Below are 14,923 nucleotides of genomic sequence, written 5' to 3'. Positions count from 1 at the left end.
TCGTATCTGGCGCGGAGCAGGACGCTGTCGCCGTCGGGCACAGCGCAAGCATGATATGAGGAACGGCATGCAAGGCGATGACATTGCAGACCTGATCGGCCGCGTCGCGCTCGGCGACCGCAGGGCCTTCGTGGCCCTCTACAACCAGACCGGGCCGAAACTTTTTGCGATCTGCCTGCGTATCTTGAAGGATCGCACGGAAGCCGGAGAAGCCCTGCAGGAAGTTTATATCAGCATCTGGCAACGAGCCCGAAGCTTCCAGGCAGCCACGGGTTCGTCCTCGGCGTGGCTCTCGGCGATTGCCCGCAACCGGTCGATCGATGCACTGCGGGCGCGCAAACCTGTCGCCGACGAACTCGACAGCGCCTACGATCTTGCTGATGCCTTGCCCGACCCGGAAATGCAGACGATGACGAAGGATGAAGGAAGGCGGATTGACACCTGCATGGAAGAGTTGGAAGCTGATCGTGCGGTCGCGGTGAAACGGGCTTATGTTGAAGGACTGAGCTATCAGGAACTGGCCGATCAGTTTGGTGTCCCGCTGAACACGATGCGGACCTGGCTCAGGCGCAGCCTCTTGAAACTGAGAGAGTGCATGGAACGATGACATCGCCCGACAAAAGCAAGGGAGACCGCTCCCGCGACGAGGTTCTCGCCGGCGAATATGTGCTTGGCGTCCTGTCGCTACAGGACCGGCGGGTGGTGGAAGAGCGCATGCGCCACGACCGGCCCTTCGCCGCCATCGTCAGCCGCTGGGAGACCAATCTTTCCGCCTTCAATGACGAGTATGAAGCCGCTGCTCCAAGCCGGGAAACCTTCAAACAGATCGAGGCGCGGCTTTTCGGCGATGCTGGAAAACCCGCATCCTTTTCACAAGGGCTCTGGAATTCGGCAGGTTTCTGGCGCTCGCTGAGCTTTGCCTGCATCGTCGTTGCCGTCAGCGCCGTCATCTTCGCTTCCGGCGTGGTGCCGCAGCCGCAGGGGCCGGCACCGCTGGTGGCCTCGCTTTCAGGCCAGAACAGCACCATCAACCTTCTCGCCTCCTACGAGCTGCAGAGCGGCCGGCTGAAGATCGTGCCGGTCGCCGCCGGCAAGCCGGAGGAGAAGTCGCTGGAACTCTGGCTGGTACCGGGCAGCGGCATGACGAGATCGCTCGGCGTCTTCCAGCCGGGCGAAAGCGGTGAACTCGTCATTCCCGCCGAATTGCGCAGCCAAGTCGCCGATGGCGCAACACTTGCCGTCAGCCTCGAACCCTTCGGAGGTTCGCCGACCGGCCAGGCGACCGGTCCGGTGATCGCAAGCGGCCCCCTGCACCGACCATAATCGCACCGGCCTCAATCAAATTTCTCCTGTCTGAAACTATTCGGCGCGGCCCTCCGTAGTTCGAATTGTCCGGACGACGCTCAGGCATAAAGCCCCGCGGATGGTGTCCGGTGAGGAGAAAATCATGATCAAGTCCGTATTGCGCGGCGTCGCGCTCGCCACCGCCATGTCCGCCGTCGCCCTTGCTGCCGCCAAGAACCCGGTGGTCGGCGGTGCGGCGATGTTCGATAGCAAGAACATCATCGAAAACGCCGTGAATTCCAAGGATCACACGACCCTGGTCGCAGCCGTCAAGGCGGCCGGCCTGGTCGGCACGCTCGAGGGCAAAGGCCCCTTCACCGTCTTCGCACCGACCAACGAGGCTTTCGCCGCCCTGCCGAAAGGCACCGTCGACACGCTGCTGAAGCCGGAAAACAAGGCGACGCTCACCAAGGTTCTGACCTGCCACGTCGTTGCCGCCGATGCGATGGCCAAGACCGTCGCCAAGATGATCAGGGATGACGGCGGCGAGCACGACATCAAGACCGTCGGCGGCTGCGTGCTGAAAGCTAAGGAAAGCAAGGGCAAGATCACCCTGACCGATGAAAACGGCGGCGTCTCGCATGTGACCATCGCCGACGTCAAACAGTCGAACGGCGTCATCCACGTCGTCGACAAGGTGCTGCTGCCGAAGATGTAAGCCGGCGCGTGTCACATGGGGCGCTCTTCGGGGCGCCCCTAATGCGAGCGAGAATGATGTGTGCTGTCGTGAATTCTAATGCTTCCAGGAGAGGGGCGCGATAACCATTGACGAGGCTATTGGGCCGCTTCGGCTCTCGGGAAGACGAGTGAGACGCTCATGCCGGTGTCCGGCGACGAGGTCACTTCCACTTCGGCGCGGGCGTTTTGTTTCAGGGACTGTACGATCATCGCGCTCAGCTTTCCCGGGTGCGGCCAGTTCACATCTAGGGGGAGACCGATCCCGTTATCGGCGACGGTGATCCTGCACCCGGTATCGCTGACGACACAGCGAAGCGTGATCTCCCCGCCATCACGCCCGACGAAGGCATGTTTGAGCGTATTGGTGAGGAGTTCGTTGATGACAAGTCCGGCCGGCATGGCCACATTGACCGAAACCGGCCAGGTATCGACCTTCATGTCCAGCCGGATACCTTCCACTGCGTGGGCTGCCATCACCGAGGCGGCGATTTGGCTCACATAGGTGCCAAGATCGATTGTCCCGCCCCTTTCTTCGTCTGATAGCGAGCGGTAGAGGAGAGCCAAGGCTTCAATCCGCCCGGCAAGGCGTGCAAACCTTTCGCTTTCCTCACTCTGCTGAGCATTGCGCGCCTCCATCCGGATGAGCGCCGTGATCATCTGAAGATTGTTCTTCACGCGGTGCTGAAGTTCGCGCAGGAGGACATCTTTCTCCGTCAGCAGCTCGTTGAAGCTCTGATCAGCCGCCGCCTCATTGCGAGCCGCAAAGGCCACCAATCGGAAAAGCGGAGTGTCATCGTCGTCGATGATGGTATTCGACCAGACATCGATTATCGCCGTGCTCTCAGCTTCGGCTGCCAGCGAGAAGGCACCAACATATTCCTCCGCAGAGGTCACAGCCGCGGTGAGCGTCGCTTCTCCTGAAACTGCGGTCGAATTCAATTCGATTTCCGACCAGCGTTTTCCCTGGACCTGCGTTGCCGCCAGCGCCGTCAGCCGCTCGAATTCCAGGTTGACGTAAATCAGCGCCTCGTTGCCGCCGAGTTCGGAGACGGCCACTGCGAATGGAACATGATCGAGAAAATGTCGAAACCGGTCGTCATCGAGGGCTTCGGCAAGATGAGGCAAATTGCCGACGCCTTCGGGCGAAAGGGGCTGGTCTTTGCTATCAGTCATCAAACATTACTCGCGGACACGGCTGCTCTTGCACAGCATGAGAGTGAAGGGTTGCTTTAAAAACTGCGGGGAGGCAAGCGCAATCAACGCCGGTCAGCCCATGCAGGCAGTTTCCTGTGCGGCGATTATGCCGGACCGTGATCTAGAGCGGTTCAGCTTTTAACGGAAGCGCAGAACCGCTCTATCCTTTTGTTTTTACGCAATTCCGGACGGAAAACCGCTTCGCACTTTTTCTGGAATTGCTCTAGGCCCGATCATATGCAAAGGACGTCAGCAGCATCGTGACGAAATTGCTGGCTTTATCCTTGACCAGGACTTCAGTCCATTCATCTGTCCCGCGCAGCCGCAAATCCGTGTAAATGCTGTCCACGGCCGCCTCTTCGATACGCTTGATATGCGTCTTGAATGATTCCTCGCCGCCGCCGTGATACATGTCTCGGATAACCATGCGTAAGATCTCCTGAATGGCAATCTGCCAAGCCGTATTGATCGCCTGAAGTTCCTTCGTATTCTCTGTCATCGATGCTTCCTTGGGTGCAAGTGGACCGTGAGCATCACCTGATTTCGCGATGTTCCGGAGATGGCGATGCGGTGAAGTCCATGTGCCGGACGCGATCTCCCGGCGACGGTGGACCAACCACGCTTGGCTTGCCTTATGGTTGGAAACAAAAAGGCCAGGCAAATCGCCTGGCCTTGAATTGATAACGTGCTTCCGGCAGTGCCAGTACATCCGTGGTCAAAGGAAAGCAGATATCGATTTAAGCGTTCTGGAGATTGCAAGCGGACATCTTGCCAGACTTGCTGTCACGCTCGAGATCAAAGCCGATCTTCTGGCCTTCGACGAGATCGCGCATTCCGGCGCGCTCGACGGCGGAGATGTGAACGAAGGCGTCAGCGTCGCCATTGTCAGGCTGAATGAAGCCGAAGCCTTTGGTGGAATTGAACCATTTAACTGTGCCAGTGGCCATGATGATGAACCCTTTCATAGCATATTGAAGAACCGCAGCGCCAAGGCGATGCGGATGGTGATAGCGATTTTTGAAAGGAAGTTCGTTCAGAGCGCGGTGCCAATCGCGCGATAACCAAGCCAGCAAGCAAAATTCGATGATCGCTATCTAGCTCAACACAGCTGTGCCGTCAACCTTTAGTTTTCAATTTGTCGCAGATTCAACTTTGGGATGTCGCGGAGGCCTTTACACCAAACAGGGCACCACGTCGGGGCGCGCGCTCTATTTCCAGCGGGCGATGCCGACGGTTTCGGCGATCGCCTGGCGCAGATCGTCCAGCCCATCGCCCTTTTCCGACGAGGTGGACAGCACGCCGGGATAGGCAGCCGGCCGTTTGCGGATCTTTTCCGCGGTTTCGGCCAGCAGCTTCGGCACACCAGCCGCCTTGATCTTGTCGGTCTTGGTCAGCACGATCTGATAGGAGACGGCCGCCTTGTCGAGCAGATCGAGCACGTCATCGTCATTCTTCTTGATGCCATGGCGGCTGTCGATCAGCACATAGACGCGCTTCAGCGTCGCGCGGCCGCGCAGATAGTCGAAAACCAGCTTGGTCCACTTGTCGACCTGCTCCTTCGGCGCCTGCGCATAACCGTAACCCGGCATGTCGACGATCGCCATCGGCGGCATGTCGCCGCCTTCGCCGGAATAGCCGTCCGGAACGAAATAGTTGAGTTCCTGCGTGCGCCCCGGCGTGTTCGAGGTGCGCGCCAGGCCCTTCTGGCCGACCAGCGCATTGATCAGTGAGGATTTGCCGACATTCGAACGCCCGGCGAAGGCCACTTCCAACGGCCCTTCCGGCGGCAGGAAGTTGAGCGACGGGACGCCGCGGATGAAAATCCATGGATGGCCGAAGAGCGGCTTTTCGGTGTCTGGCATGCGGGGCTCTGCAATCTCCGGGTTCGGTCTTTTATCGGGCTTCGTGGTTTTGCGGGCAGATGTCAAGCTTTGCGGCGGTTCGCAGGCCATGCTTCACCGACCATCGTCGGCCGAGCGGAAACGAAAAGCCCCGCCGGAGCGGGGCTCTGCAAGCCTTATTTCGATGGCGCCGGTTTTCGCCGGAACAGACCCTTCAGATTGTCGAACAGCTCGACCTTGACGCCGTGGCGCCGCATGATCACCGACTGCTGCGCCACCGAGAGCGTGTTGTTCCAGGCCCAGTAGATGACCAGGCCGGCCGGGAAGCTTGCCAGCATGAACATGAACACCAGCGGCATCCAGTTGAAGATCATCGCCTGCGTCGGATCGGGCGGCGTCGGGTTCATGCGCATCTGCAGGAACATGGTGACGCCCATGATCAGCGGCCAGACGCCAAGATGCAGCAGCGTCGGCGCCTCGAAGGGCAGCAGGCCGAAGAGATTGACGATCGTCGTCGGATCGGGCGCCGAAAGGTCCTTGATCCAGCCGAAGAACGGTGCGTGCCGCATCTCGATGGTGATGTAGATCACCTTGTAGAGCGAGAAGAAGATCGGGATCTGCAGCGCCACCGGCCAGCAGCCGGCGATCGGATTGATCTTTTCTTCCTTGTAGAGCTGCATCGTCGCCTGCTGCAGCCCCATGCGGTCGTCGGCGAATTTCGCCTTCAGCTCCTCCATCTTCGGCTGCATGCGCTTCATGTTGGCCATCGAAGCGTATTGCTTGCTGGCGAGCGGGAAGAACAGCGCCTTGACGACGATGGTGGTGCACAGGATCGCCACGCCGAAATTGCCGAAGTAACGGAAGAAGAAGTCCATCAGCTTGAACATCGGCTTGGTGATGAAATAGAACCAGCCCCAGTCGATCAGGCGGTCGAACTTCGGGATCGAGTAGCTGGCCTCATAGCCGTCGATGACGGGCACTTCCTTGGCGCCGGCGAAGACGAGGTTCTTGAGTTCGATCGATTGGCCCGGTGCAACGGTGAAGGCATCTTCCTTATAGTCGGCCTGATAGCGGGGCTGACCGTCGGGAAAATGCGAGAAGCTTGCCTCATAGGGGCTCGTCTGCGGCGGAACGATTGTCGCCGCCCAGTATTTGTCGGTAATGCCGAGCCAGCCGCCAGTGGATTTAGCCGGTTTCACGGCTTCCTTCTCGGCGGCGGTATATTTGGTTTCCACCAGGCCGTCATCGCCGATGACGCCGATGAAGCCTTCATGCAGGACGTAGACCGACGGCGTCGTCGGCTTGTTGTAGCGCGTGACACGGCCGTAGGAATTGAGCGAGGCGGGAGCCTGGCCTGTATTTTCGATCTTGTCGGCGATGGTGAACATGTAGCGTTCGTCGACGGAGATGGTGCGGGTGAAGGTCAGACCCTTGTCATTGGTGTAGGAGAGCGTGACCGGCGTCTTCTCGGTGAGCTTGGCGCCCTCAGGCGCCGTCCAGAGCGTCGAGGGACCGGGAACGCTGCCCGTCGCATCGCTGCCGATATAGCCGAGTTCGGTGAAGTAACCGTCCTTGGTTTCGGCCGGGCTGAACAGCGTGATGATCGGGCTCGAGTCGTCGACGGTCTCGTGATAGCCTTTGAGCTTCAGATCGTCGAGACGGGCGCCGGCAAGGTTGATCGAGCCGGAAAGTGCCGCGGTATCGATGACGACACGCGGGGACTTCTGCAGCGCCTGCTCGAGTGTCGCCGTCGCGGCCGCCTGGCTGGAAGGTGCCGCGCCGTTCGTCTGGGCCGGTGCCTGGCCGCTTGCTGCGGGCTGCTGCACCTGTTCGGTCTGCTGCTGCGCCTTCTGGGCTTCCTGCGCCTTGCGCTGGCTTTCGATGCGCGGATTCATATAGAGAAACTGCCAGCCGAGGACGATCAGCACCGAGAGAGCGATCGCAATGAAGTAATTGCGGTTGTTTTCCATCATACGTTCCTGGGGCGCCCGTCTCCGGAGCGCCGGTGTTTCGGCCTGGTTTCCACGCGAAATTTCAGTTCCGCGGCCAATTCCTTGAAGGACGCCTCAAGCACGTCCCTGCGCGCGACAACCACATAGTCGTGTCCGGGCTGCATTGCAAACCCCGCATGAAGCCGCACCGCCTCTTTCAGGCGGCGGCGCATGCGGTTCCGTTCGACCGCGTTGCCATGTTTTTTGGTGACTGTAAAACCGACACGGGCTTGGCTGTCGGGTTCCTTCCGGTCGAGGACTTCGAGCAGGAAGAGGCCGCCGCGGCGTTTTTCGCCTTCGCGAACGGCAAGAAACTGCGGGCGGCTTTTCAGCCGCCCGACAGTGTGTTTCTGGTCTTTGGTCGTCAATTCGCCCGCCATCTCTTACCGGGCAACCCGGCCTTAAGCCGAAAGACGCTTGCGGCCCTGCGCGCGGCGGCCGGCGATGACCTTGCGGCCACCCTTGGTGGACATGCGCGCACGGAAGCCGTGGCGACGCTTGCGGACAAGCTTGGATGGTTGGTAGGTACGCTTCATTTATTTAAACACCGCGGAGTGCGGCCCTTCTTGAATTTGCATAATGCAAGGAGCGTTGTTTTTCGAACGGGCGGAGCCATGAAAGGCCTGGGTGACCGAACGTGCGGCGGCTTATACGGATGAAGCCTGCGAAAGTCAATTATACCGGATAATTTCACTTTGCGGCGCTGCCCGACTGCTATTTTTCGCACTCTGGTGTTAAGAATTTCAACGCCCGCCGAACGGTTGTATCTTTTGTGGCAAGTACAGGTTGTTTGGTGCTGATGGCTCGGTTTTTCAGCGCCGCTCGCGCCCATCCTTCAAGTCGACACGGCGATTTTTCACCGGCCATAATCGTAAACATTGGAAATCTAACTTTAATAAATTTCGCCGATATCTAGCGTCACGGGCTGGGAATTTGCTTTCCAGGCAGTGTTGTAGCTAGGAGGGCATCGCATTGAAGATCCGCGGCAAAATTAATCTGCTGGTTTGCGTGATGGGCGCGGTGGCGCTTCTGATCGGCGCAACGGCATGGTCCGCCATGCACGAATACAGTCGCAACCTGACGGCTTATGAGGAGGCTGCCGCCCGCGCCTATGCCGGCGAGCGCCTCAACCGTTTCGTCACGGCGGTGGTGATGGAATCGCGCGGCATCTATGCGGCCAAGACGATCAAGGATACGCCGAACTTCGCCAAGGGCCTGATGGCCGGCCTCGATGAGATCGACAAGGTCATCGCGGGCTGGACGCCGCTCGTTCCCGAGAGCGAAAAGGAGACATTCGCCAAGCTCGTCGCCCGCGCCGCCGAATTCCGCACCTTCCGCAGCGAAACGGCCCGCCTCGGCACCGAGGTCGGCCCCGAGGCCGCCAGCCAGCAGGGCAACAACGACGCCAACCGCGCCAACCGCAAGGCGTTCCAGGCGGAAATCGACGCGGTCGTCGCCACCGACAAGGCCGCCCTCGAGGCCGTCAACGCCGAGATCGAAAGTTTCCGCTCCTGGGTGCTGATGCTCGTCCTCAGCATTACCGGCATCGGCATCGCGGCCGGTATCGGCATGGGCTTCTATATCGGCACCAGCCATCTGAGCCGGCCGATCAAGCGGGTCACCCGTGCGATCAACGAGGTCGCCAACGGCAATTTCGAGGCCGAGGTTCCCTTTGCCGGCCGCCGCGACGAAATCGGCGAGATGGCCGCGGCCGTTGCCGTCTTCAAGGAGAACGGCCTGGCGATCAAGCGCCTGAACGCCCAGGAAGCGGCGATGCGCGCCAAGAGCGACGACCTGCAGTCGAGCATGTCCGTCGTCGTGGCCGCGGCTGCGGCCGGCGATTTCGCCCACCGCATCAGCAAAGATTATGAGGACGACAACCTCAATCAGTTCGCCGGCAACATCAACACGCTGCTGTCGAGCGTCGATGCCGGTATCGGCGAGACCCGCCGCGTCATCGCCAGCCTTGCCGAGGGCGACCTCACCCAGACGATGAAGGGTAACTTCCAGGGCGCCTTCGCCGAACTGCAGCAGAACGTCAACAATACCTTCGTCACCCTGCAGGCGACCATGCGCGAAGTGCGCGAGACGACGGAAGGGATGAACGGCAACACCGCAGAACTGCGCAATGCCAGCGACGACCTGTCGAAGCGCACCGAGCAGCAGGCGGCCGCCCTCGAACAGACCTCGGCCGCCCTCGACGAAATCACCGCCGTCGTTCAGAATTCCACCGAGCGGGCGCATGAAGCCACCATCATGGTGTCCGAAGCCAAGGAGAATGCCGGCCGCTCCGGCGTCGTCGTCGGCAATGCCGTCGAGGCCATGGGCCGCATCGAGCAGGCCTCGCGCGAAATCAGCCAGATCATCAACGTCATCGATGAGATCGCCTTCCAGACCAACCTGCTGGCCCTGAACGCCGGCGTCGAGGCGGCACGCGCCGGCGAGGCCGGAAAGGGTTTTGCAGTCGTTGCCCAGGAAGTGCGCGAGCTCGCCCAGCGCTCGGCAAAGGCCGCCAAGGACATCAAGGCGCTGATCACCAAGTCGGGCAACGAGGTGCAGGTCGGCGTCAAGCTGGTCCAGGCGACCGGCGAGGCGCTGGCCGAAATCGGCACCCGCGTCATCGCCATCAACGACCATATCCATTCGATCGCCACCGCTGCGACCGAACAGTCGACCGGCCTCAAGGAAGTCAACACCGCCGTCAACCAGATGGACCAGGTGACCCAGCAGAATGCGGCGATGGTGGAGGAAACCTCCGCCGCCACGCACCGGCTTTCGGCCGAAGCCAACGGGCTGGTGAGCCTCATTGCCCGCTTCAAACTGTCGGATGACGCGCCGGCACCCGTGGCGCTCGTCCGCAGCGAGCCGCACCGGTCGGTCGCCTCGCCGGCCCGCCGCGCCATCGCCAAGGTCGCCCGCGCCTTCGGCGGCAATGCGGCAGCCGCCGAACAGAGCTGGGAAGAGTTCTAAGCTTTACCGATCACACCGTCTTCCAACGCCGCCTCCGGGTGGCGTTGGTTTTTTGACAGCATCGTTCGGAGTCCTCTTCGAGCTTGCGCCACCGCTGCCCGATCCGCACCTCCTCCCCGGCGGACGTTTCTTTGTGACGACGTGACGCTGCTCGCAAAGATTTGAAAGCGGAGGCTTTTGGTCTAATATAGAGCTCCAACGGTGAGGGCGGCCGACGTGCTGCCGATCGGGCGAGACGAGAATGCCTGTTCAAGATCAGGGCGACAATCCTTCGGCGGAAATCCCGGCGGCCGGCGAGGCCGCAAGGGCACCGTGCCCGTCTGCCGGCATGTTCGGCGGCCTGTCCGGCAAACTGCTCTGGCTGACCGTCGTCTTCATCATGCTCGCCGAAATCCTGATTTTCTTTCCCTCGGTCGCCAGCATGCGCATCCGCTGGCTGCAGGAGAGGCTGAACACGGCCGCCGCCGCCGCCATCGTCATCGACGGGCTGCAGCCGGTCGAGCTGCCGCGCGCGCTGCAGAAGGAAACGCTGGAGGCGACCGGCACCAAGGCGATCGTGCTGCGCAAGGACGGCACCTCGCGACTCCTGGCGACCACCGATATGCCGACCTCGGTCGACGAAGCCTATGATCTCACCGACGTGCCGCCAATGACGGCGATCCGCGATGCGCTCGACACCTTGATCTTCGGCGGCGCCAGGATGATCCGCGTCTACGGCCCGGTCGGCGACACCAATACCGGCGTCGAGGTGGTGATGAGGGACAGGCAGCTGCGCACGGCGATGTTTGCCTATTCCCGCAACGTCCTGCTGCTGTCGGTGCTGATCTCGCTCTTCACCGCGACGCTGATCTTCTTTGCGATCAACCGCATCCTCATCGGCCCGATCCGCCGGCTGACCGGCAGCATGCAGCAATTCTCCTCCGATCCCGAAAACCCTGCCCATATCTATATCGGCGACGGCGGCCGCGACGAGCTGGCGGTCGCCGGCCGCAACCTCACCTCGATGCAGATGGAGCTGCAGAAGACGCTGAAGCAGCAGAAGAACCTTGCCGCTCTCGGCCTCGCCGTCTCCAAGATCAATCACGACATGCGCAATATCCTGGCCTCGGCGCAGCTGATGTCGGACCGGCTGGTCGATGTCGACGATCCGATGGTCAAGAGCTTCGCCCCGAAGCTGCTGCGCACCATCGACCGCGCCGTCGGCTATACCACCGAGGTGCTGTCCTATGGCAAGGCGAGCGAATCGGCCCCGCGCCGCCGCCATATCCTGCTTTTGGAGCTCACCCAGGACGTCAAGGACATGCTGGCGATCGATCCGCAAAGCGGCATCGAATTCACCGAGCAGATCGGCGCCGATCTCAAGGTCGATGCCGATGGCGAGCAGCTGTTCCGGGTCATCCACAATCTCTGCCGCAACGCGCTGCAGGCGCTGACCGCGCCGGGCGAGGCCGCCCCGGGCGCCGTCAGGCGCATCACCGTCGCCGCCCAGCGCGTCGGCAGCGTCGTCAGCATCACCGTGGATGATACTGGCCCCGGCATGCCTTTGAAGGCGCGCCAGAACCTCTTTGCCGCCTTCCGCGGCTCCGCCCGCTCCGGCGGCACCGGCCTCGGCCTCACCATCGCCCGCGAGCTGGTGCTCGCCCATGGCGGTACGATCGCGCTTGTGGAAAAACCGACGGTCGGCACGCAGTTCCGCATCGAGATCCCCGATCGCCCGGTTTCACTGGAGGATTACCGCAGCCGGACGCACAGCGAAAAGTGAGAGGCCTTGAGAAGGCGCTGATGCAAACAGGCAAAGACGCGATTTTTTCAGAATTGCTCTTTTTTCAGAATTGCTCTTGCATTGTCCCGAAGGACGATTTAGAGGATCGCCCACGCAAGCGGCACCGCCGCAGTTGCACGCACCCGTAGCTCAGCTGGATAGAGCACCAGACTACGAATCTGGGGGTCAGGAGTTCGAATCTCTTCGGGTGCGCCATTTTTCTTCTGTCACTGCAGATACGCGTTAACGCCTCGAACGGCAGGACCAAATCCGCCGTCCGGCCGAACTTTGGCCTGAAACGGCTTGGCAGGCGGTTACAGGGCATGACGGAATAGATCCATGAAAAACACCGTCGAGATTGCAGAAGAGCTGAGCCGCCGGATCGATGTGCTGGCCGAGTGTTCGGCATTGACGCGCAGCCAGATCATCGAGGATGCTCTGGCCCATGGGTCGTTCTCTGGCTTGGCAGGAAAAGTGGATTGCGGGCGTTCAGGCCGGGATTGAGGACGCGGACAGAGGCGAATTCGCAGCCGATGAAGAAATCGCTGCCGTTCTCAATAAATGCAATCCGGCGTAACAAAGCGTGCGCATCGTCTGGACGAGACGTTATCTTCGAGAACTGGCCGCTGTCGGTGACTACATCGGGGAACGCAATCCGCGCGCGGCTACTCGTGTGGTGAACGCCGCCGAGGTGCCGATTGCGGGCTTGCGTGCTGCCTCTTAGAAATCCTGAACGAATTCACATGCCAGCAATGTTTTGCCTGGCAAGGCGTCCCCCTGGCGGGCGACGATCGAGACCTTGCCGGGGCCGGCAAGTCCCGGTTCGGGCTGCTGATCTGCCGGAAGTTCGCGCGAATAGCCTTTGGTGGATGTCCCCAGCAGGTCCGAGGTCTCGGGCTTCAACCCGTATTTTGCGGCCAGATCGTCAGCGCGTTGGCCTTCGACCAATATTCCGACGGCGTTGCTGGCAAAGAAAACCTCGGTCGATTTGAAGCCGTCGCGGCCTATCTGGTTCGGGATCTTGTAGATCGCCGCACCGAGCGACGAGGTGTCCGGCTTGGCCAGAGCTTCCGCGGCATCATAGATCTCCATTGCCGAGGTCATCGTGTATGGTGGTTTGCACAGCGCCGCGTCAAAGAATTTGTCACGGGCCGGACCGGCCATGCCCTGTTCGGCCTGAAATGCCGCAAAAGCGACGCACGCAGAAAAGCCGGCGTAGCGAGTGAATTTAGCGTTGTGCATGGAATATTCCTGAGAGTTGATGTGGCGGGCTGGTATTCGTCGCAATGCATCGGATGCTTAGGGGATTTGAAGCAATCGTGCTACCTTAAGTTTAGCCTCTCGACATTTTCTGAAGGGCTGCCAAATGTTTAGCTTCAAGGTCGCGATCGATGGCGAATGGGACCAATCCGACGCGTCCGGATCGGAGTCGGGCAGATGTCGCGGAGACGGAAATTTCAATGACGTCACTAAGCCAGGCGCAAATCGCCGAATTTCAGAGCATCGCAAAGCGTGTTCCACCGATTTCACCAAGCGATCCAACCTCTCTTCTCAAGACCGTGGCCGGTTTGCTGGATGAAGGCGATCTGCGGATCATCGCGGGCGCCGACTATGGCAACGACACTGAGGAACATCTGGCCCGGCTCATCGACATCGTTCGGCTGTACGAATTGCCGTCGCCATTGCAATGGCATCCCCGCGAGGTTCTGGAACTGACCCGGTGGTCCGAACCTCAGCAGCAGGATCCCGGCATGGCGGCGAGAATATCCAGGCAATGCGCCTTTGCCTGCACGGTTCTCCTCCTCTCCTACGGCGACGCGCGCAACGCCGGTGCTTCCTATGGCAGCAACCAGACGCTCATAAATTTGCTCGGCAGCCTGGAAGCCCTCGGCTTGGGCGTCGAGGATGACGTTCTGTCACTGTTGTCCTGGCTGATTCCGCGCCTGCCCTAACATGAAGCGGGAGAGATCCCCTTCTTCGGGCTGGCCATGCTGTGGTTCGCGCTCGGTCGCCCGAACCAATGGGACGACGCAGCGCTTCTCCGCCTCTGTGAATGGATCATGGACAGCGAGGGCCGTAAATCCATCGGCGTGGGCTCGAGCGGACCGTGGCTGGTTTCGGGAACCGGCTATGACACCCATCTCGACCGGTGGCAGAAATTGGGGCGGGGGCTGGCGGAGCGGCTCGACAAGCGTCACGGCCCTGAGGTCAGAGAGGCTGTCCAATTGATCGGAGCGATGCTGGCATGACAACGTCGAAGGAGAAAATGGCCCAGCAATTGTACAAACAGAAGCGTTATAAGGAAGCCTTGCCTCTGCTGGAGGAGGCCGCAAATGCCGGATCTGCGGGCTCATGGTGTGCTTGGCTGGATGTATTGGTATGGCCAGGCTGTTCGAAAGGACAGGGACCGATCGCTTCACCACTACCAGCTTGCCTATGATGGTGGAGACGAGTCCGCTGCAAATCCTCTTGGGCTCGGCCATTTCGACGCGGGACGCGCCGAACGCGCGCTGGAATGGTTCCGCAAAGACCACCATCGCCCGATATCGTCGCTCTATTGGCAATACAGGACGATCGAGGCGCATCCCCATTTGGCGGGGCATGCCGACGAAGCCGACGACATTCTGTTGGCGGCAGCCGATCGCGGCCATCTGTTCGCGAAACGCGATGTGGCTTTTCGAATGATGAAAGGGCACAAGCGTTTTGGCACACGGCGCCAGGGTTTGGCCCTATGGTTGGGTCTCTATCCCGATCTGTTCCGTCTGGCCCGTGCCGATGCATATGATGAACGGCTCCGCTAAAGCATGCCGCGCAAAACCGTGCAGCGGCTTTGCGACCACGACATGCGCAAAACAGAGACCTAAACTGTGGCCAAGCGAATCTAAAGATCGCGATGCGCTTTAGCGGAGACAGAGATTATCGCGACGCCATTCGAAAGCAGGAAGAGCCATGATCGCAGCCTATATCGATGAAATCATCATGTTTTGCGCCGGCCTGTGGATGACATCCGTGGGCTTTGGCTATCTGCCGATGCCGGGCTACCCGGCCAATCCGCCGCTGGTGCGCCACTTCAAGTGGATGGGTCCCATGCTGCTTGCTATCGCCATCGTTCTGGCCGCCGCCTCATAGGCTGATCAGCTTCC

At 60.6% G+C, this 14,923-nt stretch carries 18 protein-coding genes, 1 tRNA gene and 1 pseudogene; 12 read left to right on the top strand and 8 right to left on the bottom strand.

Annotated features, from left to right (window positions below):
• The first annotated feature begins 67 nt into the window (after window positions 1–67).
• From CO667_RS02760 to CO667_RS02750, 3 genes are all read left to right on the top strand, one after another.
• The gene (locus CO667_RS02760) at window positions 68–607 is read left to right on the top strand and encodes a sigma-70 family RNA polymerase sigma factor (RefSeq protein WP_097616956.1); all 540 of its coding nucleotides are present in this window, start codon (window positions 68–70) and stop codon (window positions 605–607) included.
• Window positions 604–1,323, top strand: a complete 720-nt coding sequence (locus CO667_RS02755; RefSeq protein WP_097616955.1) for an anti-sigma factor — start codon at window positions 604–606, stop codon at window positions 1,321–1,323. The genes CO667_RS02760 and CO667_RS02755 overlap by 4 nt, the downstream gene beginning before the upstream one ends.
• 124 nt (window positions 1,324–1,447) lie before the next feature.
• Window positions 1,448–2,002, top strand: a complete 555-nt coding sequence (locus CO667_RS02750; RefSeq protein ID WP_097616954.1) for a fasciclin domain-containing protein — start codon at window positions 1,448–1,450, stop codon at window positions 2,000–2,002.
• 116 nt (window positions 2,003–2,118) lie between these two features.
• Here CO667_RS02750 and CO667_RS02745 read toward each other — a convergent pair whose 3' ends face one another.
• Window positions 2,119–3,147 (bottom strand): histidine kinase dimerization/phosphoacceptor domain -containing protein, encoded by a 1,029-nt coding sequence (locus CO667_RS02745; protein WP_245433060.1) that lies wholly within the window; start codon window positions 3,145–3,147, stop codon window positions 2,119–2,121.
• Here CO667_RS02745 and CO667_RS35745 point away from each other — a divergent pair.
• Complete coding sequence (locus CO667_RS35745) at window positions 3,091–3,255, top strand: hypothetical protein (RefSeq protein WP_245433062.1); 165 nt, start codon at window positions 3,091–3,093, stop codon at window positions 3,253–3,255. The genes CO667_RS02745 and CO667_RS35745 overlap by 57 nt on opposite strands.
• A gap of 184 nt (window positions 3,256–3,439) precedes the next feature.
• On the opposite strand, the gene CO667_RS02740 is transcribed toward CO667_RS35745, so the two are convergent.
• The 6 genes from CO667_RS02740 to rpmH form a co-directional block, all read right to left on the bottom strand.
• Entirely contained in the window at window positions 3,440–3,715 is a 276-nt protein-coding gene (locus CO667_RS02740; protein ID WP_097616952.1) for a hypothetical protein, read from the bottom strand.
• Between the two features lie 238 nt (window positions 3,716–3,953).
• Entirely contained in the window at window positions 3,954–4,163 is a 210-nt protein-coding gene (locus CO667_RS02735) for a cold-shock protein (RefSeq protein ID WP_179874046.1), read from the bottom strand.
• A 261-nt stretch (window positions 4,164–4,424) separates the two neighbouring features.
• On the bottom strand, window positions 4,425–5,078 hold the full coding sequence (gene yihA / locus CO667_RS02730; protein ID WP_097616950.1) for a ribosome biogenesis GTP-binding protein YihA/YsxC: 654 nt from the start codon (window positions 5,076–5,078) through the stop codon (window positions 4,425–4,427).
• 155 nt (window positions 5,079–5,233) lie between these two features.
• Window positions 5,234–7,027 (bottom strand): membrane protein insertase YidC, encoded by a 1,794-nt coding sequence (yidC, locus tag CO667_RS02725; RefSeq protein ID WP_097616949.1) that lies wholly within the window; start codon window positions 7,025–7,027, stop codon window positions 5,234–5,236.
• On the bottom strand, window positions 7,027–7,428 hold the full coding sequence (gene rnpA / locus CO667_RS02720; RefSeq protein ID WP_097616948.1) for a ribonuclease P protein component: 402 nt from the start codon (window positions 7,426–7,428) through the stop codon (window positions 7,027–7,029). Before rnpA ends, yidC begins: the two co-directional genes overlap by 1 nt.
• 21 nt (window positions 7,429–7,449) lie before the next feature.
• Window positions 7,450–7,584, bottom strand: a complete 135-nt coding sequence (gene rpmH / locus CO667_RS02715; protein ID WP_003570740.1) for a 50S ribosomal protein L34 — start codon at window positions 7,582–7,584, stop codon at window positions 7,450–7,452.
• Window positions 7,585–8,020: 436 nt separating this feature from the next.
• Between rpmH and CO667_RS02710 the strand changes: the two genes are divergently transcribed.
• The 4 genes and pseudogenes from CO667_RS02710 (at window position 8,021) to CO667_RS02695 (ending at window position 12,357) form a co-directional block, all read left to right on the top strand.
• Window positions 8,021–10,018, top strand: a complete 1,998-nt coding sequence (locus CO667_RS02710; RefSeq protein WP_097616947.1) for a methyl-accepting chemotaxis protein — start codon at window positions 8,021–8,023, stop codon at window positions 10,016–10,018.
• Between the two features lie 241 nt (window positions 10,019–10,259).
• Window positions 10,260–11,780 carry a HAMP domain-containing sensor histidine kinase gene (locus CO667_RS02705; protein WP_097616946.1) on the top strand — a complete coding sequence of 507 codons (1,521 nt, stop codon included), beginning with the start codon at window positions 10,260–10,262 and terminating at the stop codon, window positions 11,778–11,780.
• A gap of 139 nt (window positions 11,781–11,919) precedes the next feature.
• A tRNA-Arg gene (locus CO667_RS02700) sits at window positions 11,920–11,996 on the top strand.
• 123 nt (window positions 11,997–12,119) lie between these two features.
• A pseudogene (locus CO667_RS02695) lies at window positions 12,120–12,357 on the top strand (transcriptional regulator).
• A 143-nt stretch (window positions 12,358–12,500) separates the two neighbouring features.
• Here CO667_RS02695 and CO667_RS02685 read toward each other — a convergent pair.
• Window positions 12,501–13,022 carry a hypothetical protein gene (locus tag CO667_RS02685; protein WP_097616945.1) on the bottom strand — a complete coding sequence of 174 codons (522 nt, stop codon included), beginning with the start codon at window positions 13,020–13,022 and terminating at the stop codon, window positions 12,501–12,503.
• A gap of 218 nt (window positions 13,023–13,240) precedes the next feature.
• Here CO667_RS02685 and CO667_RS35740 point away from each other — a divergent pair, with 218 nt between their 5' ends.
• From CO667_RS35740 to CO667_RS02670, 4 genes are all read left to right on the top strand, one after another.
• Window positions 13,241–13,732: a hypothetical protein gene (locus CO667_RS35740; RefSeq protein ID WP_245433049.1), complete on the top strand. Its 492-nt coding sequence runs from the start codon at window positions 13,241–13,243 to the stop codon at window positions 13,730–13,732.
• A 36-nt stretch (window positions 13,733–13,768) separates the two neighbouring features.
• The gene (locus CO667_RS35735; RefSeq protein WP_245433047.1) at window positions 13,769–14,029 is read left to right on the top strand and encodes a hypothetical protein; all 261 of its coding nucleotides are present in this window, start codon (window positions 13,769–13,771) and stop codon (window positions 14,027–14,029) included.
• Between the two features lie 84 nt (window positions 14,030–14,113).
• Window positions 14,114–14,581, top strand: coding sequence for an SEL1-like repeat protein (locus CO667_RS02675; protein ID WP_245433046.1), 468 nt, complete (start codon window positions 14,114–14,116; stop codon window positions 14,579–14,581).
• Window positions 14,582–14,729: 148 nt separating this feature from the next.
• Window positions 14,730–14,909: a hypothetical protein gene (locus CO667_RS02670; protein WP_097616944.1), complete on the top strand. Its 180-nt coding sequence runs from the start codon at window positions 14,730–14,732 to the stop codon at window positions 14,907–14,909.
• Window positions 14,910–14,923 lie beyond the last annotated feature (14 nt).

Source organism: Rhizobium sp. L43, assembly GCF_002531725.1.
In the GTDB taxonomy this organism is placed as follows: Bacteria; Pseudomonadota; Alphaproteobacteria; order Rhizobiales; family Rhizobiaceae; genus Rhizobium.
This window is presented reverse-complemented; position numbering and strand designations above follow the sequence as displayed.